14 protein-coding genes are annotated in these 19,979 nt (G+C 61.4%); 7 read left to right on the forward strand and 7 right to left on the reverse strand.

The genetic code is table 11. The features are described from left to right. Nucleotides 1–10: 10 nt before the first annotated feature. The 3 genes from aceF (at nucleotide 11) to msrA (ending at nucleotide 5,385) form a co-directional block, all read left to right on the forward strand. Nucleotides 11–1,657, forward strand: coding sequence for a dihydrolipoyllysine-residue acetyltransferase (aceF, locus tag A462_RS02255; protein WP_008439163.1), 1,647 nt, complete (start codon nucleotides 11–13; stop codon nucleotides 1,655–1,657). Nucleotides 1,658–1,972: 315 nt separating this feature from the next. Continuing rightward, nucleotides 1,973–4,663: a putative bifunctional diguanylate cyclase/phosphodiesterase gene (locus A462_RS02250; protein WP_008439165.1), complete on the forward strand. Its 2,691-nt coding sequence runs from the start codon at nucleotides 1,973–1,975 to the stop codon at nucleotides 4,661–4,663. Between the two features lie 74 nt (nucleotides 4,664–4,737). Then, the gene (gene msrA / locus A462_RS02245) at nucleotides 4,738–5,385 is read left to right on the forward strand and encodes a peptide-methionine (S)-S-oxide reductase MsrA (protein ID WP_003209436.1); all 648 of its coding nucleotides are present in this window, start codon (nucleotides 4,738–4,740) and stop codon (nucleotides 5,383–5,385) included. Between the two features lie 123 nt (nucleotides 5,386–5,508). Here msrA and A462_RS02240 read toward each other — a convergent pair whose 3' ends face one another. After that, nucleotides 5,509–6,345 (reverse strand): 23S rRNA (adenine(2030)-N(6))-methyltransferase RlmJ, encoded by an 837-nt coding sequence (locus tag A462_RS02240; protein WP_003209435.1) that lies wholly within the window; start codon nucleotides 6,343–6,345, stop codon nucleotides 5,509–5,511. A gap of 174 nt (nucleotides 6,346–6,519) precedes the next feature. Here A462_RS02240 and A462_RS02235 point away from each other — a divergent pair, with 174 nt between their 5' ends. After that, nucleotides 6,520–7,797 (forward strand): O-acetylhomoserine aminocarboxypropyltransferase/cysteine synthase family protein, encoded by a 1,278-nt coding sequence (locus A462_RS02235; protein WP_008439168.1) that lies wholly within the window; start codon nucleotides 6,520–6,522, stop codon nucleotides 7,795–7,797. Here the strand turns inward: A462_RS02235 and A462_RS02230 are convergent. After that, nucleotides 7,783–8,496 carry a DUF4123 domain-containing protein gene (locus A462_RS02230; RefSeq protein WP_008439170.1) on the reverse strand — a complete coding sequence of 238 codons (714 nt, stop codon included), beginning with the start codon at nucleotides 8,494–8,496 and terminating at the stop codon, nucleotides 7,783–7,785. The two genes, A462_RS02235 and A462_RS02230, sit on opposite strands and share 15 nt — an antisense overlap. After that, entirely contained in the window at nucleotides 8,493–10,526 is a 2,034-nt protein-coding gene (locus tag A462_RS02225) for a type VI secretion system Vgr family protein (RefSeq protein WP_008439173.1), read from the reverse strand. Before A462_RS02225 ends, A462_RS02230 begins: the two co-directional genes overlap by 4 nt. A gap of 188 nt (nucleotides 10,527–10,714) precedes the next feature. Between A462_RS02225 and A462_RS02220 the strand changes: the two genes are divergently transcribed. Beyond that, nucleotides 10,715–11,209, forward strand: a complete 495-nt coding sequence (locus A462_RS02220; RefSeq protein ID WP_008439179.1) for a DUF2165 family protein — start codon at nucleotides 10,715–10,717, stop codon at nucleotides 11,207–11,209. A gap of 268 nt (nucleotides 11,210–11,477) precedes the next feature. Here the strand turns inward: A462_RS02220 and putP are convergent, their stop codons facing one another. Together putP and A462_RS34515 are read right to left on the reverse strand one after the other, a co-directional pair. After that, nucleotides 11,478–12,962 (reverse strand): sodium/proline symporter PutP, encoded by a 1,485-nt coding sequence (putP, locus tag A462_RS02215; RefSeq protein ID WP_003209422.1) that lies wholly within the window; start codon nucleotides 12,960–12,962, stop codon nucleotides 11,478–11,480. A gap of 138 nt (nucleotides 12,963–13,100) precedes the next feature. Continuing rightward, a complete protein-coding gene (locus A462_RS34515; RefSeq protein ID WP_157222894.1) occupies nucleotides 13,101–13,391 on the reverse strand; it encodes a hypothetical protein in 291 nt (96 codons plus the stop codon). A gap of 29 nt (nucleotides 13,392–13,420) precedes the next feature. Between A462_RS34515 and putA the strand changes: the two genes are divergently transcribed. Then, on the forward strand, nucleotides 13,421–17,374 hold the full coding sequence (putA, locus tag A462_RS02210; RefSeq protein ID WP_008439180.1) for a trifunctional transcriptional regulator/proline dehydrogenase/L-glutamate gamma-semialdehyde dehydrogenase: 3,954 nt from the start codon (nucleotides 13,421–13,423) through the stop codon (nucleotides 17,372–17,374). Nucleotides 17,375–17,601: 227 nt separating this feature from the next. Continuing rightward, entirely contained in the window at nucleotides 17,602–19,404 is a 1,803-nt protein-coding gene (locus A462_RS02205; RefSeq protein ID WP_008439181.1) for an acyl-CoA dehydrogenase, read from the forward strand. On the opposite strand, the gene A462_RS02200 is transcribed toward A462_RS02205, so the two are convergent. Together A462_RS02200 and A462_RS02195 are read right to left on the reverse strand one after the other, a co-directional pair. Then, nucleotides 19,401–19,694 (reverse strand): cell division protein ZapA, encoded by a 294-nt coding sequence (locus tag A462_RS02200; protein ID WP_003209415.1) that lies wholly within the window; start codon nucleotides 19,692–19,694, stop codon nucleotides 19,401–19,403. The two genes, A462_RS02205 and A462_RS02200, sit on opposite strands and share 4 nt — an antisense overlap. Then, nucleotides 19,691–19,921: a hypothetical protein gene (locus tag A462_RS02195; RefSeq protein WP_003209413.1), complete on the reverse strand. Its 231-nt coding sequence runs from the start codon at nucleotides 19,919–19,921 to the stop codon at nucleotides 19,691–19,693. The genes A462_RS02200 and A462_RS02195 overlap by 4 nt, the downstream gene beginning before the upstream one ends. Nucleotides 19,922–19,979 lie beyond the last annotated feature (58 nt).

Here is a 19,979-nt window from a genome sequence, read left to right on the forward strand (position 1 = left end):
GAGACTTTCTGTGAGCGAACTCATTCGCGTACCTGACATCGGCAGCGGTGAAGGTGAAGTAATTGAACTGTTTGTGAAGGTCGGCGACACCGTCGAAGCCGACCAGAGCATCCTGACCCTGGAATCGGACAAGGCGAGCATGGAAATCCCTGCTCCCAAGGCCGGCGTGGTCAAAAGCCTGAAAGTGAAGCTGGGCGACCGCCTGAAAGAAGGCGACGAACTGCTTGAGCTGGAAATCGAAGGTGCCGCTGATGCGGCCCCTGCGGCGGCCGCTCCTGCTGCTGCCCCGGCTCCTGCCGCTGCTGCCGCTGCTGCCGAGGCCCCTGCGGCTCCGGCGGCTGCACCTGCCGCCGAAACAGTCCAGGACATTCATGTTCCGGACATCGGTTCGTCGGGCAAGGCCAAGATCATCGAACTGCTGGTTAAAGTCGGCGACACCGTCGAAGCTGATCAATCGCTGATCACCCTGGAGTCCGACAAGGCCTCCATGGAAATCCCTTCGCCGGCTGCCGGTGTGGTGGAAAGCATTGCCGTGAAGCTGGAAGACGAAGTCGGCACTGGTGACTTCATCCTCAAGCTGAAAGTGGCGGGCGCTGCTGCCCCGGCTGCTGCCGCTCCGGCCGCCGCTGCTCCGGCCGCCAAGGCTGAAGCCGCACCGGCTGCTGCCGCGCCTGCACCTGCGCCTGCTGCAAAAGCCGAGGCCGCACCGGCTCCGGCGGCTGCACCTGCGCCAAGCGGTGCCAAGGTTCATGCCGGCCCTGCCGTGCGCCAACTGGCCCGTGAATTCGGCGTCGAGTTGAGCGCGGTAACCGCCAGCGGTCCTCACGGTCGCGTGCTCAAGGAAGACGTGCAGGTTTACGTCAAATCCATGATGCAGAAGGCCAAGGAAGCTCCGGCTGCCGGCGCTGCTACCGGTGGCTCGGGCATTCCGCCGATCCGCACCGTCGACTTCAGCCGCTTCGGCGAAATCGAAGAAGTGCCGATGACCCGCCTGATGCAAATCGGCGCGGCCGGCCTGCACGCCAGCTGGCTGAACATCCCGCACGTGACCCAGTTCGACCAGGCCGACATCACCGACCTGGAAGCATTCCGCGTTGCGCAGAAAGCCGTGGCCGAGAAGGCCGGCGTGAAGCTGACCGTGCTGCCCCTGCTGCTCAAGGCTTGCGCACATTTGCTCAAGGAGCTGCCGGACTTCAACAGTTCGCTGGCGCCAAGCGGCAAGGCGATCATTCGCAAGAAGTACGTGCACATCGGCTTTGCCGTCGACACTCCGGATGGCCTGCTGGTACCGGTCATCAAGAACGTCGACCAGAAGAGCCTGCTGCAGCTTGCCGCTGAGGCTGCTGCACTGGCTGCCAAGGCCCGCGACAAGAAGCTCACCCCGGACGACATGCAGGGCGCGTGCTTCACCATCTCCAGCCTCGGGCACATTGGCGGCACTGGCTTCACGCCAATCGTCAACGCGCCGGAAGTAGCGATCCTGGGTGTTTCCAAGGCCACTATCCAGCCTGTGTGGGACGGTAAAGCGTTCCAGCCGAAGCTGATGCTGCCACTGTCGCTGTCCTACGATCACCGTGTGATCAACGGCGCGGCTGCCGCACGCTTCACCCAGCGCCTGAGCCAGTTGCTGAACGACATCCGCACCATCCTGCTTTAAGCCACAACAGGTCTTCTGCCCATGCAGAAGACCTGGCTTCAACGATTTCCGAGCGCCACGCTCGTACCTCAACCCCGCCAATTGGCGGGGCTTTTTTTGCCTGCTTTCCAGGGAAAACCTGGACACGGAAATCGAGGTTGTACACCGCCCATCACCCCGGTTGCAGAAAACCGCTCGCTGGCCGATAACCCACTTATAGCACTTAGCCTTCATCCTCTCTTGTCAGCCTGTGCTGCATGATGCAACCTTGCCGCAGGCAACAGTAAAGAGGGCGTGAGCCCGGCGCGATGCGCATTTTTCCAAGCGAGTTTCCCCATGAAAAGCCAACCCGATGTCGCCCGTACGGCGGCCGAGGTAGTGACGCAATTACCGGTGCCTTCGCGCCTCGGTATGCTGCGTTTCGAGCGGCTTAATGAGGCTAGCTGGGCCCTGCTGTACCTCGACCCCAATTGCGAACGCCAGTTCGGCCTGCCCGCGATGGAACTGTGCGCCCTGATCGGCTCGCCCTACGCCAGCCTGATGGAGCCCCAAGCGCGCTATCAGCTGCATGATGCGATCCAGGAGCAGCTGACCATCAGCCCGCATTACCTGGTGCGCTACACCCTGCACACCAACGACGGCCCGTTGAGCCTGCTGGAACTGGGTGAAGCCTACAAACAACACAATCGTCACCTGCTGCGCGGCTACCTGATGGTGGTCGACGGCCTGTTCAGTGATCTCCCACCGGCCCCTGCGGCAGACCTGGAGAGCCAGAACAGCCGCTTGCAGATTGCCCTGGAACTCAACCAGCGCGCCCAGCAGGAACAACTGCAACACCTTGAGCGGGTGCGCGCCCAGCAGGAGTTGATCCTGCTGCTGGCCCGCCAGCGCTACAGCACCAACAACTCGCTGCAGGAAGCCGCCGAGCTGATCACCCGCAGTGCCTGCGATATCTACCAGATCGACTGCGCGAGCATCTGGAACCTCGAAAACCAGCATCTGGTGCCGATTTCCGCTTATCACCGCGCCGATCAGCAGCACCACCTGCCAGAGTCTATCGATGCCAGTGGCTTCCCGGATTACCTGGAAGCCCTGCAAACCAGCCGTGCGATCGACGCCACCAACGCCATGCGCGACCCACGCACGCGTGAAATGGCCGAGAGCCTGCGCCCGCGGGACATCCACGCCATGCTCGACGCCAGCATCCGCGTCGATGGCAACGTGGTCGGCGTGTTGTGCCTGGAGCAAAGTGGCAGCACCCGCGTCTGGCAGTCCGACGAGATCGCCTTTGCCGGCGAGCTGGCCGACCAGTTCGCCCAGGTGATCAACAACCACAACCGCCGCACCGCCACCAGTGCCCTGCACTTGTTCCAGCGAGCCGTGGAGCAAAGCGCCAATGCGTTCCTGCTGGTCAATTGCGACGGCGTGGTGGAATACGTCAACCCCAGCTTTACCGCGATCACCCAGTACAGCACCGAAGAAGTCCACGGCCACCAGCTGTCGGAACTGCCGGCGCTGGAGAACCTCAGCGAGCTGCTGTTCGACGCACCTTCAAGCCTGGCCAAGAGCAACAGTTGGCAAGGCGAGTTCAAGAGCCGGCGCAAGAACCTCGAACCCTACTGGGGCCAGTTGTCGATCTCCAAGGTTTATGGCGATAACCGTGAGTTGACCCATTACATCGGCATCTACGAAGACATCACCCAGACCAAGCTGGCCCAGCAGCGCATCGAGCGGCTGGCCTACACCGACAACCTGACCAACCTGGGCAACCGCCCGGCGTTCATCCGCAACCTGGACGAACGCTTTGCCCGGGACAGCGACAGCCCCATCAGCCTGCTGCTGGTGGACATCGACAACTTCAAGCGGATCAACGACAGCCTCGGCCACCAGACCGGCGACAAGCTGCTGATCAGCCTGGCCCGGCGCCTGCGCAACAGCCTGACCGCCAGTGGCAGCCTGGCGCGATTTGCCAGTAACGAATTTGCCGTGCTGCTGGACGATACCGACCTTGAAACCGGCCAGCAGGTCGCCAGCCAGTTGCTGGCCACCCTCGACAAGCCGATGTTCGTCGACAACCAGCTGATCAGCGTCACCGGCTCCGTGGGCCTCGCCTGCGCGCCGCTGCATGGCCGCGACCCGCAGACCCTGATGCGCAACGCAGGCCTGGCGCTGCACAAGGCCAAGGCCAACGGCAAACACCAGGTGCAGGTATTTACCGAAGCGCTGAATGCCGAAGCCAGCTACAAACTGTTCGTGGAAAACAACCTGCGCCGCGCCCTGACCCAGAACGAACTGGACGTGTTCTACCAGCCCAAGCTGTGCCTGCGCAGCGGTCGTCTGCTGGGGATGGAAGCGTTGTTACGCTGGAACCATCCGGAAAAGGGCATGATCCGCCCCGATCAATTCATCAGCGTGGCTGAAGAGACTGGGCTGATCATCCCCATCGGCAAATGGATCGCCCGCCAGGCCTGCCGCATGAGCCGACATCTGACCGCCGCCGGCATGGGCAACCTGCAAGTGGCGATCAACCTGTCGCCCAAGCAGTTTTCCGACCCGGACCTGGTGGCCTCGATTGCCACGATCCTCAAGGAAGAACAGTTGCCGGCCAACCTGCTGGAACTGGAGTTGACCGAAGGCCTGCTGCTGGAAGCCACCGAAGACACACGCCTGCAACTGGACCAACTGAAGAGCTTCGGCTTGACCCTGGCGATGGATGACTTCGGTACCGGTTACTCGTCGCTGAGCTACCTGAAAAAATTCCCGATCGACATCATCAAGATTGATCGCAGCTTCATCCATGAAATCCCGGACAACCAGGACGACATGGAAATCACCTCGGCGGTGATCGCCATGGCCCACAACCTCAAGCTCAAGGTGGTGGCCGAAGGCATCGAGACTGCCGAGCAGCTGGCGTTCCTGCGCCGCCACCGTTGCGACGTCGGCCAGGGCTACCTGTTCGACCGGCCAATCCCGGGGGCCGAGCTGATGACGATGCTTAAACGCTACCCTCGCGGGCCAATCGCCTGACAGCGCGGTAACACTCGGGCACACTGGCAGTCTGAACTCTTACTTGTAACTCAATCTGACTGAGAGGACTGATCATGGTCTTGCGCTCGGAAATCCTGGTGAATAAAAACGTGCTTCCCACTCAAGAACAAGCTTTGCCTGGCCGTGAAACCCCGATGTCGCTGCCCGAGACGCACTTCGTCAACGGCAACCCTCTGCTGGGCCCGTTTGTCGACAACGTAGAGTTTGCGATCTTCGGCCTGGGTTGCTTCTGGGGTGCAGAGCGTCGTTTCTGGCAGCGTGACGGTGTGGTCAGCACGGTGGTGGGCTATGCCGGCGGCTACACGCCGAACCCGACGTATGAAGAAGTCTGCTCGGGCCTGACCGGCCACAGCGAAGTGGTGTTGGTGGTGTTTGACCAGGACAAGATCAGCTACGAAGAGCTGCTGAAAATGTTCTGGGAACTGCACAACCCGACCCAGGGCATGCGCCAGGGCAATGACATCGGCAGCCAGTACCGCTCGGTGATCTACGCGGTCAAGCCGGAGCACCTGGAGGCGGCGAAGGCCAGCGCAGAGGCTTATCAGGCGGAATTGACCAAGGCCGGCCTGGGCACCATCACCACCGAAATCGAAGAAGCGCCGACGGTGTATTTCGCCGAGGCGTACCACCAGCAGTACCTGGCGAAGAATCCGCAGGGTTACTGCGGAATCGGCGGCACCGGCGTGACCTGCCCGATCTGATTGCACCAGATCGTTCCCACGCTCTGCGTGGGAATGCCGCTCTGGGCGCTCCGCGTCCGCTCTGAAATTCGTGACGCAGAGCGTCACAGGATGCGTTCCCACGCAGAGCGTGGGAACGATCAGTTACTCGGCGATAAGCCAATCCATCTGCCAGCCACCCTGGGTTTGCCCAAGCTGCTTGGACAACCACGGCAGCAGCTCACGCAACTCCTCCTCCAGCCCCCACGGCGGATTGGCAATCGCCAGACCCGAACCGGTCAGGGTGTTGGGCGTGTCCAGCGGATGCACCAGCAATTCCACCCGCAGCAACTTCGGCGCACCGGTACCGGCCAGGTCCTGGTAGAAGCGGCGCAGCATGCGCTGGTCCTTCACCGGGTACCAGATCGCAGCCACTGTCTGGCGCATCCGGCTCACGGCTTCCTTGAGGGACGCGGCGCAGCGCTGCATCTCGTCGAGCTTCTCGAACGGCGGGTCTATCAACATCAACGCACGCTTTTCCGGCACCGGCAGCAATGCCCGTGGCACGTGCCAACCTTCGCCAAGGTGGACTTTCACCCGACGATCACCCTTCATGTTGTCCTTGAGCAGCAGGCCGTCTTCCGGGTGCTTTTCGTTGAGCAGCACGCGGTCCTGAGGACGAGTCAGGCGTCGCGCCAGCTCCGGCGAACCCGGGTAGTAGCGCAATTCGCCATCCGGGTTCATCTCGTGCAGCACACGCATGTAATCGGCGGTCAGCGGCGGCAGGTCCGCCTGGCCCCACAGGCGGGCGATGCCTTCCAGGTATTCACCGGTACGGTTCGCCTGGTCGCCCTGCAGGTCGTACAGACCAATGCCGGCGTGGGTGTCGAGATAGGCAAACGGCTGCTCCTTGCGCGACATCAGGGCGATGAGGCGGGTCAAGGTCAGGTGTTTGAAGACATCGGCGTGGTTGCCGGCGTGATAGGCGTGACGATAATTCATGGTTGCTCCTGCGCAGGGGGCGAAGTTTACCTTTTACGCAGGCAAAGGTGCAGGGCTGCGCGTCAGGTGGCGCTTATGCCGCAAACACAGGGGCGCTGCCGAAAATAGTCTAATTGGCGGTGCGAAAGCGGATTTATTGTGGCGAGCAATTATCCATGGAGGTCATAACAACTCATGAAAGACGCCACCATCGCTTTGCACCATGGCTTCAAGTCGGACCCGACTACCAAGGCCGTCGCCGTGCCGATCTACCAGAACGTCGCTTTCGAATTCGATAACGCCCAGCACGGCGCCGACCTGTTCAACCTCGACGTGCCCGGCAATATCTACACGCGCATCATGAACCCCACCAACGACGTGCTGGAGCAACGCATCGCAGCACTCGAAGGCGGCATCGCGGCCCTGGCGGTGTCGGCCGGCAGCGCGGCGATCCACTACGCGATCCAGACCCTGACCCGTGCCGGTGACAACATCGTCACCACCCCGCAACTGTACGGTGGCACCTACACCCTGTTCGCCCACTTACTGCCGAGCTTCGGCGTTGACGTGCGCTTCGCCCGTGACGACTGCGCCGAAGCCATCGCCGAGCTGATCGATGACAACACCAAACTGGTGTACTGCGAGAGCATCGGCAACCCGGCAGGCAATATCATCGATATCGAAGCCCTGGCCAACGTCGCCCACGCCCGTGGCGTGCCGCTGATGGTGGACAACACCGTGGCCACGCCAATCCTGTGCAAGCCGATCCAGTTCGGCGCGGACATCGTCGTGCATTCGGTGACCAAATACGTGGGCGGCCACGGCAACTCGCTGGGTGGCGTGATCGTCGACAGCGGCACCTTTCCCTGGACCCAGTACCCGGAGAAATTCCCCGGCCTCAACCAGCCGGAGCCGGCCTATCACGGTGTGGTCTACACCGAAAAATTCGGCCCGGCGGCGTTCATCGCCCGCGCCCGTACCGTGCCGCTGCGCAACACCGGCGCGGCCCTGGCGCCAATGAATGCATTCCTGCTGCTGCAAGGCCTGGAAACCCTGGCCCTGCGCATGGAGCGCCACACCGAAAACGCCTTGAAGATTGCCCACTTCCTGCAAGACCACGCACTGGTGGAGTGGGTCAGCTACGCCGGCCTGCCGGATCACCCCCACCATCACCTGGCGCAGAAATACATGCAGGGCAAACCGTCGGCGATTCTGTCCTTCGGCCTGAAGGGTGGTTATGAGGCGGGCGTGCGTTTCTACGATTCGCTGCAGATCTTCAAGCGCCTGGTGAACATTGGCGATGCCAAGTCCCTGGCCTGCCACCCGGCGTCCACCACCCATCGCCAGATGAATGAACAGGAGCAGGCGAAGGCCGGGGTGAAGCCGGAGATGATTCGCCTGTCTGTCGGCATTGAGGCGATTGAGGACCTGATCGAAGACTTGCAGCAGTCGCTGGCCTCAACCCAGCTCTGAGGCCAGCCAGGCGGCCAGCGCCTGATGGCTGACATCCAGCCGGCGCACGAAGTAGGCGACCTTGTGCTTCAAGGTCGCCGGCACAAAGGCGCTGTACAGGTCCGGGCGCTGTTCTTCCAGCCACTGCAACAGGTTGTCCACCTGCGTAACGCTCGATTGCTCACCCAGGTGCTGGAGAACATGCGGCGGCACTTGCCACCATGGGCCGGGCTTTGCCGCTCCCGCTGCCGTAACCGCTACCTCATGCTGGCGACCATTGATCCAGTAGCGACTGAACACCGGGAGCAACTCCTTTGCCTGTGGCCCCAGCGCCTGCAACACAGGCAGGACATAAGCACCGTCCCAGAAGCGAAAGAACACCGCCGGCCCTTCCGGCAACAGTACCTTGGTCAGGCTGCGCAGATGCTCGACGACGGTGTGCAAGGAACAGGACGACACCGCCAGCCAACCCCAGTCGATACCTTCGCATTCGGCGGCCCATTTCAGAAAAGCGCTGTCCACGGCGACCACCGCGACGTAGGGCATGACCTCCTCCCACGCTGCATACTCGCTGCCCGCCCAGATGGGGCTAAGTGCACGTCCGTCGGTACGCCGCCACGCATCGAGCGGCTTGCAGTCGCTGGCATTGCCCATCACCGCAAACAACTGCTCGCCCGCCTGCAACGGCGCAGCCTCAAGCCACTGCCCGGGAGAAATCATGGCGCACCCGCGGGCAGTGATGTATTGCGATGCAGGGGCGTATTGCACACGCCATTCCTGCAGCGCTCGCACTCTTCGCAAAAGGGTGCGCTGCGCTTCAGGCTTAACACCTGGACGGCACTCAACGGTGCAGGTATTACCGCCAGCAACTTTTCCTGCAGCCCCGGCGTCAGCGGCGCTCCCGCCGGTGCCGGGGAGCCGCCAAGCTGGATTTGCGTGCTGCTGAAAATCCCGCCCGCCGAAACGTTGATCCACTGCCCACCGGCCTGGAGGGTCACGCTGGCACCCGCATCAATAACGACGTTTTGCCCGGCACCGATGTGAATGGTCAACCCGGCACGTACCTGCTGGGAGCCCGCGACCATCAGGTGATCGTCCTGCTTGAGTTCGGTCAGGCGGTTGCCGTGGGTGGTGCGCTGTTCTTCGCCCTGAAGCTCGTGACGATCAAGGCCTTTGACGATCACGTCGCGCTGGTTGTCGACCTGCACGTGCTGGTCGTGCAGTACATGCTGGGTCCAGTTGCGCTGGGCGCGCAGGTAGATTTCCTCGGCACCCTTGCGGTCCTCGATGCGCAGCTCGTTGTAGCCACCGCCGCCGGGGCTGGTCTGGCTACGGAAGATGCTGCGGGTCTTGTCGGCTGGCAGGTCCAGCGGCACCGGCGTGGCGGCATTGGCCAGGCAACCGACCACCAGCGGCGTGTCGGCGTCGCCGTCGACGAAACCCACCAGCACCTCCATGCCCACCCGCGGGATCAACACCGAGCCGTAGTGCTCATGGGCCCAGCCACTGGCCACCCGCAGCCAGCAACTGGAATGTTCGTCGTGCTCCCCGGCGCGATCCCAGGCCATCTGCACCTTGACCCGGCCATACTCGTCACAATGGATCTCGCTGCCTGCCGGCCCTGTAACCACGGCGTTTTGATAGCCAGACACCGGCGGTCGCGATACCAGCAGCGGTGTTCGAAACGGCACCTCCCATGGCGTTACGACAAAGTGATTGCTGTAGCCCTGAGCCGATTCATCACCTGAGGCGTCGATGGCCGACTCCTCCAGCACCTGAGGCTGGCGCCCTGCATGCGTCACCTGGGTGACCAGCCACAAATCATTCCATTCCTGGCGAGGATGCCCTTCCATCCTCAGGAACTGCCCGCTGACCAGGGACGGCTGGTCGCTATGGCCACTGGCCTGGCGAAAGTCACCGCGATGGCGCTCCAACCTACGTTGCGCCAGGTATTTACCATGAGCGCGATCCGTAAAATTCCCGGGATAACACTGTTCCTCCAGCATGGGACGCTGGCCGCCGGACACCGTGCTTTCCAAGCTCAGACGTGGCTTTCTGAAGTCGTAGTCCCGCAGATTCACATCGGTGGTACGGGTCTTCAACCGCAGGGTAAAACGCTTGATCACCGGCGTGTCGGCAACCATCCCCGAACCCGCCGCGTATTGAGTGGCTTGCTCAGGCTGGGCGAACACGCTCTGGTCATCGCCGAACACCAAAAGGTGGCGCTCGGGGTGATGCTGGAAGTGGTAGTGAATGCCCGACTCGGCGCACAAGCGCTGGATGAACGCCAGATCGGTTTCGCCAAACTGAACGCAGTACTCACGCTCGGGGTACACCCCGCTCAGTTGAAACGAGAAGGCATCCGCCTGGATACCCTGCCCTTCCAGCACCAGTGCAATGATCTGCGGCACCGTCCGGTTCTGGAAAATCCGCTGGTGAGCGCTGTGCTCAAGATAAGCCAACCGCGGAACCAGCGTGATCTGATAACGCGTCAGGCGCTTGCCCGAGTCGCCTTGTGCCACCCGATAAACTTGGCCATGAATACCATGGCCATGCGCATCAAACCCCAGGAACGCCTGGCGATGCATCAAGCTTTCCAGGTCAAGGTCGGGCTGCTCGCTGACCAGTTCAAGGTCAAAACGATAGGGCAGGCTGATGAATTCATCGCCCGTGAACTCACGTACCTTGAGAACACTTGGCACACCGTCGAGGGTCAGGCTAAAGGCACTTTGATTGGCAGGAGCGAACATCCGGTGTTTCTCTGCGAGTAGTGGGTGGCCGATTCTGCACCAGCTGTTTGCCGAGCTGAGTGCGCTGCAGGCAAATCAGTAAATCCCTACATCGCAGGCGCTTTAATCTTCATGTATCAGGCATCGAAGCCCTACCACCAGCGTGCTAGCGTATTCGTCCCCCGTCGCCCCATGACAATGGAAAAAACATGGCCACCCGCTACGCAAAAATCGTCCTGACCCTTGCCCTGGCAGCCTTCGCCACACTCGTGGCCTTCAGCAACATCACCGACTACGGCTCCAACTTTGCCTTCGTCAAACATGTGCTGAGCATGGACACCACCTTCCCCGGCAACGCCGCGATGTATCGCGCCATCACCACCCCATGGCTGTGGCACGGTGCATATTGGCTAATCATCGCCGGTGAAGCCCTGACGGCCGTGCTGCTGGCGCGTGGAGCACTGGCCTTGTGGCGGGCTCGTCGTGCCACAGGTATCGACTTCAATCGCGCCAAGAAAAGCGCAATCGTCGGGCTGACCCTGGGTTTTGTGGTGTGGTTCTTCGGCTTTATGGTGATCGGCGGCGAGTGGTTCCTGATGTGGCAATCCCATCAGTGGAACGGCCAGGAAGCGGCGTTCAAGTTTTATATGGCGATCCTGGGTGTGCTGATTTTTCTCAACCAGCCGGACACTGACCACGACTGAAAAACCACGAATTCAAAATCGGTGGATGCCCTTTCGCAAACTACTGTCAGATAGCTGACGGTAGTTTGTAGCCCTTTTCCCAAAGTATAAAAACCGCCTCACATTCAACGCTCACAGCCACCAGGCGAGCCCTTAAATTGGCCGTTTACTTCAGTGATCATCTGAATCTGTGAAAACAACACTGCGAGATCTGGAAGGCAAAAAAACGGCCCGTCATCCAAAAGATGCGGGCCGTTTTCACTTCAGCGGGCATTCAAGCCCCCGCCGATTACTTGTTGAGGTTGTAATCCGCCTCGGCTGCGTCAAACCGCTGAAGCATGCCAGCCGTCGGAGCGCCCAGCTTGCTCACGAAGTAGATCGCCAGGCTGGCGAAGATGAAGCCCGGGATGATTTCGTACAGGCCAAACAGGCTGAAGTGCTTCCACACGATCACGGTGATCGCGCCCACCAGGATGCCGGCCAGTGCGCCATTGCGTGTCATGCCTTTCCACAGTACGGAGATCAGTACCACGGGACCGAACGCAGCACCGAAACCAGCCCAGGCGTAGCTCACCAGGCCCAGTACGCGGTTTTCCGGGTTGGCGGCCATGGCGATGGCAATCAGCGCCACCAACAGCACCATGGCGCGACCGACCCATACCAGCTCGACCTGGGAGGCGTTTTTACGCAGGAAGGTTTTGTAGAAGTCTTCGGTGAGGGCACTGGAGCACACCAGCAACTGGCAGCTCAGGGTGCTCATTACCGCCGCCAGGATGGCCGACAGCAGCACACCGGCAATCCATGGGTTGAAGAGCAGCTTGGCCAACTCGATGAACACACGCTCGTGGTTCTCGGTCACGGGACCGGCGACTTCCGGGTGCGCCGAGAAGTAGGCGATACCGAAGAAGCCCACCGCCACGGTGCCGCCCAGGCACAGGATCATCCAGGTCATGGAGATGCGACGGGCATTGGCAATCGATTTCACCGAATCCGCCGCCATGAAACGCGCGAGGATGTGCGGCTGGCCGAAGTAACCCAAGCCCCAGCCCATCAGCGAAATGATGCCGATGAAGGTGGTGTTTTTCAGCATGTTGAAGTTGTCAGGGTTCTGCGCTTCGATCGCCAGGAAGGTGGTGTCGACGCCACCGGTGGCCAGCAGCACGATGATCGGGGTCAGCAACAAGGCGAAGATCATCAGCGTGGCCTGCACGGTGTCGGTCCAGCTCACGGCCAGGAAACCACCGACGAAGGTGTAGGCAATGGTCGCGGCAGCACCGGCCCACAGCGCGGTCTCGTAGGACATGCCGAAGGTGCTTTCAAACAGACGGGCGCCAGCCACGATGCCGGAAGCGCAGTAGATGGTGAAGAACACCAGGATCACCACCGCAGAGATGATTCGCAGCAGGCCGCTTTTATCTTCGAAACGGCTGGAGAAGTAATCCGGCAGGGTCAGGGCGTCGCCGTTGTGCTCGGTCTGCACCCGCAGGCGGCCGGCTACAAACAGCCAGTTCAGGTAGGCACCGACGATCAGGCCGATGGCGATCCAGCTTTCCGACAGGCCAGACATGTAGATCGCGCCGGGCAAGCCCATCAGCAACCAGCCGCTCATGTCCGAGGCACCGGCCGAAAGCGCGGTAACCACGCTGCCGAGGCTGCGACCGCCGAGGATGTAGTCGGAAAGGTTGTTGGTGGAGCGATAGGCCATGAAGCCGATCAGCACCATGGCAGCGATATAGATCACAAATGTGATCAGGGTAGGATTACTTACGCTCATTGAGTTACGCCCTGGCTTTGTTTTTATGTAGCGGCGGTCTGTCCGGACGGCCATCCACTTTGCTAGTGGATAGACGAAGCCTGGCGCCGCGCATTTATGACTGACGTTTCCCCAGGAAAGCCATCAGCCGATGAACCGTCAGTAAGAGGTTGCACCTTGGGCGCGAATGCTATTCAACAAAGCAAATAAGGTGCAACCAGTTTCTTGAGAATAAGTTGCACCTCGATGTTTTTTGTGGAAAACACCGTGTTTTTGCTCCTTTTCGGAGCAAGAGCAGCCAAAGTCATAAGCAAATGCACCAAGGCGCAGCCGATTCGGCTGCGGCGATAATTTTTCCCGATCAGCATCAAAAAATTCATGGATAAAAAGGGTTGCACCCGGTTGCACCTCTCTCGGCGCAAAGCTAATCTTGCCGCCAGCTGATGCCACGCAGTAGTGGCACCCATGAGGATAAAAAGATGGCTACGACCACCCTTGGGGTCAAACTTGACGACCCGACCCGCGAGCGCCTGAAGGCGGCCGCGACCTCCATTGATCGCACGCCGCACTGGCTGATCAAGCAGGCGATTTTCAATTACCTGGAGAAACTCGAGGGTGGTGCAACCCTGGCCGAGCTCAACGGCCTGGGCAGCAAGGACGCGGAAGAAGCCGGCGAGGTCCAGACCGACCACGCCCACCAGTGCTTCCTGGAATTTGCCGAAAGCATCCTGCCGCAATCGGTACTGCGCGCCTCGATCACCGCCGCCTACCGTCGCCCGGAGCCGGAAGTGGTGCCGATGCTGATCGAGCAGGCTCGCCTGCCCGCGGCAATGGCCGAGGCCACCAACAAGCTCGCCTCTTCGATCGCCGAGAAACTGCGCAATCAGAAAAGCGCCGGCGGCCGTGCAGGCATCGTCCAGGGCCTGCTGCAAGAATTTTCCCTGTCGTCCCAGGAAGGCGTAGCGCTGATGTGCCTCGCCGAAGCGCTGCTGCGCATCCCGGACAAGGGCACCCGCGACGCACTGATCCGCGACAAGATCAGCACCGGCAACTGGCACCCGCACCTGGGCAACAGCCCGTCGCTGTTCGTCAACGCCGCCACCTGGGGCCTGTTGCTGACCGGCAAACTGGTCGCGACCCACAACGAAGCCGGCCTGACCTCGTCCCTGAGCCGCATCATCGGCAAGAGCGGCGAGCCGATGATCCGCAAGGGCGTCGACATGGCCATGCGCCTGATGGGCGAGCAGTTCGTCACCGGCGAAACCATCGCCGAAGCCCTGGCCAATGCGAGCAAGTTCGAAGCCAAGGGCTTCCGCTATTCCTACGACATGCTCGGTGAAGCCGCACTTACCGAACATGACGCCCAGAAATACCTGGCCTCGTACGAACAAGCCATCCACTCGATCGGCAAGGCGTCCCACGGTCGCGGGATTTATGAAGGCCCGGGCATTTCCATCAAGCTCTCGGCCCTGCACCCGCGTTACAGCCGTGCGCAGTACGAGCGCGTGATGGACGAGCTGTACCCGCGCCTGCTGTCGCTGACCCTGCTGGCCAAGCAATACGACATCGGTTTGAACATCGACGCCGAAGAAGCCGATCGCCTGGAGCTGTCCCTCGACCTGCTGGAACGCCTGTGCTTCGAGCCGCAACTGACCGGCTGGAACGGCATCGGTTTCGTGATCCAGGCTTACCAGAAGCGTTGCCCGTATGTGATCGACTACGTGATCGACCTGGCACGCCGCAGCCGCCACCGCCTGATGATCCGCCTGGTAAAAGGCGCGTACTGGGACAGCGAAATCAAGCGCGCCCAGGTCGAAGGCCTGGAAGGCTATCCGGTGTACACCCGCAAGGTGTACACCGACGTCTCCTACATTGCCTGTGCACGCAAACTGCTTTCGGTACCGGAAGTTATCTACCCGCAGTTCGCCACCCACAACGCTCACACCTTGTCGGCGATTTACCATATTGCCGGTCAGAACTATTACCCCGGCCAGTACGAGTTCCAATGCCTGCACGGCATGGGCGAGCCTCTGTACGAGCAGGTTGTAGGCAAGGTCTCCGAAGGCAAGCTGAACCGTCCGTGCCGCGTGTACGCACCCGTCGGCACCCACGAAACACTGCTGGCTTACCTGGTGCGTCGCTTGCTGGAAAACGGCGCCAACACCTCGTTCGTCAACCGTATTGCCGACCAATCCATCTCGATCCAGGAGCTGGTGGCCGATCCAGTGGCCAGCATCGAGCAGATGGCGACGCTGGAAGGCGGCTTCGGCCTGCCGCACCCGCGTATCCCTCTGCCCCGCGACCTGTATGGTGCCGAGCGCGCCAACTCCGCCGGTATCGACCTGGCCAACGAACACCGCCTGGCGTCGCTGTCCTGCGCCTTGCTGGCTACCGCGCATAACAACTGGAAATCCGCGCCGATGCTCGGTTGCGCTTCCAGCAATGAAGCGGCTGCACCGGTGTTGAACCCGTCGGATCTGCGTGACGTGGTTGGCCACGTACAGGAAGCAACTGTCGAAGACGTCGACAACGCCATCCAGTGCGCCCTGAACGCTGCGCCAATCTGGCAGGCCACCCCGCCCGCCGAACGCGCCGCGATCCTGGAACGTGCCGCCGACCTGATGGAAGGCGAGATCCAGCCGCTGATGGGCCTGCTGGCCCGCGAAGCCGGCAAGACCTTCGCCAACGCCATCGCCGAAGTGCGTGAAGCCGTGGACTTCCTGCGTTACTACGCGGTGCAGGCTCGCAACGATTTCACCAACGACGCTCACCGCCCGCTGGGTCCGGTGGTGTGCATCAGCCCGTGGAACTTCCCGCTGGCGATCTTCAGTGGCCAGGTCGCCGCTGCACTGGCCGCCGGCAACCCGGTACTGGCCAAGCCTGCCGAGCAAACACCGCTGGTGGCCGCACAAGCCGTGCGCCTGCTGCTGGAAGCCGGGATTCCGGAAGGCGTGCTGCAACTGCTGCCGGGCCAGGGCGAAACCGTCGGTGCGCGCCTGGTGGGTGATGATCGCGTCAAGGGCGTGATGTTCACCGGTTCCACCGAGGTTGCGCGCTTGCTGCAACGCAGTGTCGCCGGCCGTCTGGATGCACAGGGTCGTCCGATTCCGCTGATCGCCGAAACCGGTGGCCAGAACGCAATGATCGTCGACTCCTCGGCACTCACCGAACAAGTGGTGATCGACGTAGTGTCGTCGGCCTTCGACAGTGCCGGTCAACGTTGCTCGGCCCTGCGCGTACTGTGCTTGCAGGAAGATTCCGCTGACCGCGTCATCGAAATGCTTAAAGGTGCCATGGCTGAATGCCGCCTCGGCAACCCGGAGCGCCTGTCGGTGGATATCGGCCCGGTGATCGACGCCGAAGCCAAGGCTGGCATCGAGAAACATATCCAGGCCATGCGCGACAAAGGCCGCAACGTTTACCAGGTCGCGATTGCCGATAGCGAAGAGATCAAGCGCGGCACCTTCGTGATGCCAACCCTGATCGAACTGGAAAGCTTCGACGAACTGCAACGGGAGATCTTCGGCCCGGTGCTGCACGTGGTGCGCTACAAGCGCAAAGAGATCGACCAGCTTATCGGCCAGATCAATGCCTCCGGCTATGGCCTGACCCTGGGCGTGCACACCCGCATCGACGAGACCATCGCCAAGGTGATCGACAACGTCCATGCCGGTAACGTCTACGTTAACCGCAACATCGTGGGCGCCGTGGTCGGCGTGCAGCCGTTCGGTGGCGAAGGCTTGTCGGGCACTGGCCCGAAAGCTGGCGGCCCGCTGTATCTGTACCGTTTGCTGTCGACCCGTCCTACGGACGCCATCGAGCAATCCTTCGTCCGTGGTGATGCACTGGCCGCACCGGATGTTCGCCTGCGGGATGCCATGAGCAAGCCGCTGACCGCCCTGAAAGCCTGGGCCGACAGCAGCAAGCTGAGCGACTTGAGCGCCCTGTGCGTGCAGTTCGCCGCGCAATCCCAAAGCGGTATCACCCGCCAACTGGCCGGCCCGACCGGCGAGCGCAACAGCTATGCCATCCTGCCCCGCGAGCACGTGTTGTGCCTGGCGGAAGTGGAAGGCGACCTGCTGACGCAACTGGCGGCCGTGCTGGCAGTCGGCGGCTCGGCGGTATGGCCGGAAACTGAATTGACCAAGGCCGTGTTCGCACGCTTGCCGAAGGATATTCAGGCGAAGATCACGCGGGTGGCTGACTGGACCAAGGATGAAACCGTGTTTGATGCCGTGCTGCATCACGGCGATTCCGACCAACTGCGCGGGGTTTGCCAGCAAGTGGCCAAGCGTGGCGGGGCGATTGTCGGGGTTCACGGTTTGTCTTCGGGCGAAACCGGGATTGCCCTGGAGCGCCTGGTGATCGAGCGGGCGCTGAGCGTCAACACCGCTGCGGCGGGCGGCAACGCCAGCCTGATGACCATCGGCTAACTGAAGAAACGCGGTAAAACTGTGGGAGCGGGCTTGCTCGCGAATGCGGAGTGTCAGTCACCGGAGGTACTGACTGATCCACCGCATTCGCGAGCAAGCCCGCTCCCACATTGACCGCGTTCCACCTTCGAGCCGCGTTTTGCCCCTCCATCACCCAGATCAATCTTGCTATCCAGCCTCTATTTGCGCACTTAGACTCAGGCCCATTCCCACACAGGTAAGCCGCCATGTCCGAGACGCTGCTCAGTTCCCGCAATCTGGCTTTCGAGCTGTACGAAGTCCTCGATGCCGAGGGCCTGACCCAGCGCGAGCGGTTTGCCGAACACAACCGTGAAACCTTCGACGCCGCCATCGGCACCGCCCGCAGCATTGCCGAGAAGTTCTTCGCCCCGCATAACCGCAAGGGCGACGAGAACGAGCCCCGCTACGAAAACGGTCAGGCGATTCTGATTCCCGAGGTGAAACCGGCGGTAGATGCCTTCCTCGAAGCCGGTTTTCTCAACGCCGCCCGCAGCTTCGAAGCCGGTGGCATGCAACTGCCCACCCTGCTCTCCCAGGCGTGTTTCGCCCACTTCCAGTCGGCCAACGCCGCATCCACGTCCTACCCGTTCCTGACCATGGGCGCCGCCAACCTGATCGAGAGCTTCGGCACCGAGGAGCAGAAACAACGCTTCCTGCAACCGATGATCGAAGGCCGCTTCTTTGGCACCATGGCGCTGACCGAGCCCCACGCGGGCTCATCGCTGTCGGATATTCGTACCCGCGCAGAGCCGGCGGCTGACGGCAGCTACCGCCTCAAGGGCAACAAGATCTTCATCTCCGGCGGAGATCACTCGCTGTCGGAGAACATCGTGCACATGGTGCTGGCCAAGCTGCCGGACGCACCTGCCGGGGTGAAGGGCATTTCGCTGTTTATCGTGCCCAAGTTCCTGGTCAACGACGACGGCAGCCTGGGCAAGCGCAACGATGTGCTGCTGGCCGGGCTGTTTCACAAGATGGGCTGGCGTGGCACCACCTCGACCGCGTTGAATTTCGGCGATAACGGCGAGTGCGTCGGCTACCTGGTGGGCCAGCCACATCAGGGCCTGAGTTGCATGTTCCAGATGATGAACGAAGCGCGGATCGGCGTGGGCATGGGCGCGGTGATGCTGGGTTACGCCGGCTACCTGTACTCCCTGGAATATGCCCGTGAACGTCCGCAAGGCCGCTTGCCCGACAGCAAGGATCCCAACACCGCGCCGGTGTCGATCATCCAGCACGCCGATATCAAACGCATGCTGTTGACCCAAAAAGCCTACGTGGAAGGCGCCTTCGACCTTGGCTTGTACGCCGCGCGCCTGTTCGACGACACCACCACCCTGGAAACCGAAGCTGCGCGCAAACAGGCCCACGAACTGCTGGACCTGCTGACGCCGATCGTCAAATCCTGGCCGTCGGAGTTTTGCCTTAAAGCCAACGAACTGGCGATCCAGATCCTCGGCGGCCACGGCTACACCCGCGAATACCCGGTGGAACAGTACTACCGCGACAACCGCCTGAACCCGATCCATGAAGGCACCCACGGCATTCAGTCGCTGGACTTGCTCGGGCGCAAGCTGGCGCAGAACGGCGGTGCGGGCTTGAAGCAACTGATCCGCCTGATCGCCGAGACCGGCGCACGGGCACAGGAGTATCCGTCGCTGAATGCCTTGCGGGAACCGCTGGAACAACTGGTGGCGCGCCTGCAAGAGGTCACCCTCGGCCTGCTGACGGATCTCGCCCAGGGCAAGGTCAACAGCAGCCTGGCGAATTCGGCGCTGTACCTGAAGGTGTTCGGGCATATGGTGATTGGCTGGCGCTGGCTGGAACAGGCAATTCGCGCCGAGGAAGGGCTGGCCAGGGGCAATGCTGCCGATGTCGCCTTCTATAAGGGCAAGCTCCAGGCCGCCCGGTACTTCCTGACGTGGGAAATACCGGGCTGCCATCATGAACTGGCGATTCTCGAGGCACGCGATGACACGTGCCTGGGGATGCAGGATGAGTGGTTCTAAGGCGTTCCGATTGCCTTGGAAATCACCTCGACCGTGGCGCTGACTTGCTCTTGGTAACGGTCGAGTTCCTGCTGGTGGTGCTTTTGCATTTCGATCTGCTCGGCGCACAGGTTCAGCGCCGCCAGCACCAATAGCTTGTCACCGATCAGCGTCGGGTACTTTTTCTTGGTGGTGGCCAGGGATGCCTTGAGCATCGTCACGGCGCTCATCAGGGTGTTGTCTTCCCCCTCCGGTGCCTTGATCGAGTAATCCTCACCGAGAATCGAAACGACCTTTATCCCTTCATTCATGCGCTGACAGGACCTGCGCTCACACGCTCAACCAACGCCTGGATACGGGCAGCGGTGGCGCCCTGCTTTTCTTCCTGTTCCATCAGGTTCAGCTGCAAGCTGTCGTTTTCATCCTTGGCGCGAGCCAGTTCGGCCTTGAGGGATTCGTTGGTGCCCAGTAGATCCTGGTTCTGCTGTACCAGGTCGCTGACCAGTTGTTCCAATTGGCTGAGGGATGCTTCTAACATTTTGATTTCTCGGGCTTTTTCAAAGGGCGGTGACGATAAAGAAAATTCACCTCGGATG

The sequence above is a fragment of the Pseudomonas sp. Ag1 genome, assembly GCF_000278565.1.
Taxonomy (GTDB): Bacteria; Pseudomonadota; Gammaproteobacteria; order Pseudomonadales; family Pseudomonadaceae; genus Aquipseudomonas.

Coding starts and splice junctions, on each gene's coding strand:
- A462_RS02250 (WP_008439165.1), top strand. CDS start 1,973: ATGAAAAGCCAACCCGATGTCGCCCGTACGGCGGCCGAGGTAGTGACG.
- msrA (WP_003209436.1), top strand. CDS start 4,738: ATGGTCTTGCGCTCGGAAATCCTGGTGAATAAAAACGTGCTTCCCACT.
- A462_RS02240 (WP_003209435.1), bottom strand. CDS start 6,345: ATGAATTATCGTCACGCCTATCACGCCGGCAACCACGCCGATGTCTTC.
- A462_RS02235 (WP_008439168.1), top strand. CDS start 6,520: ATGAAAGACGCCACCATCGCTTTGCACCATGGCTTCAAGTCGGACCCG.
- A462_RS02230 (WP_008439170.1), bottom strand. CDS start 8,496: ATGATTTCTCCCGGGCAGTGGCTTGAGGCTGCGCCGTTGCAGGCGGGC.
- A462_RS02225 (WP_008439173.1), bottom strand. CDS start 10,526: ATGTTCGCTCCTGCCAATCAAAGTGCCTTTAGCCTGACCCTCGACGGT.
- A462_RS02220 (WP_008439179.1), top strand. CDS start 10,715: ATGGCCACCCGCTACGCAAAAATCGTCCTGACCCTTGCCCTGGCAGCC.
- putP (WP_003209422.1), bottom strand. CDS start 12,962: ATGAGCGTAAGTAATCCTACCCTGATCACATTTGTGATCTATATCGCT.
- putA (WP_008439180.1), top strand. CDS start 13,421: ATGGCTACGACCACCCTTGGGGTCAAACTTGACGACCCGACCCGCGAG.
- A462_RS02205 (WP_008439181.1), top strand. CDS start 17,602: ATGTCCGAGACGCTGCTCAGTTCCCGCAATCTGGCTTTCGAGCTGTAC.
- A462_RS02200 (WP_003209415.1), bottom strand. CDS start 19,694: ATGAATGAAGGGATAAAGGTCGTTTCGATTCTCGGTGAGGATTACTCG.
- A462_RS02195 (WP_003209413.1), bottom strand. CDS start 19,921: ATGTTAGAAGCATCCCTCAGCCAATTGGAACAACTGGTCAGCGACCTG.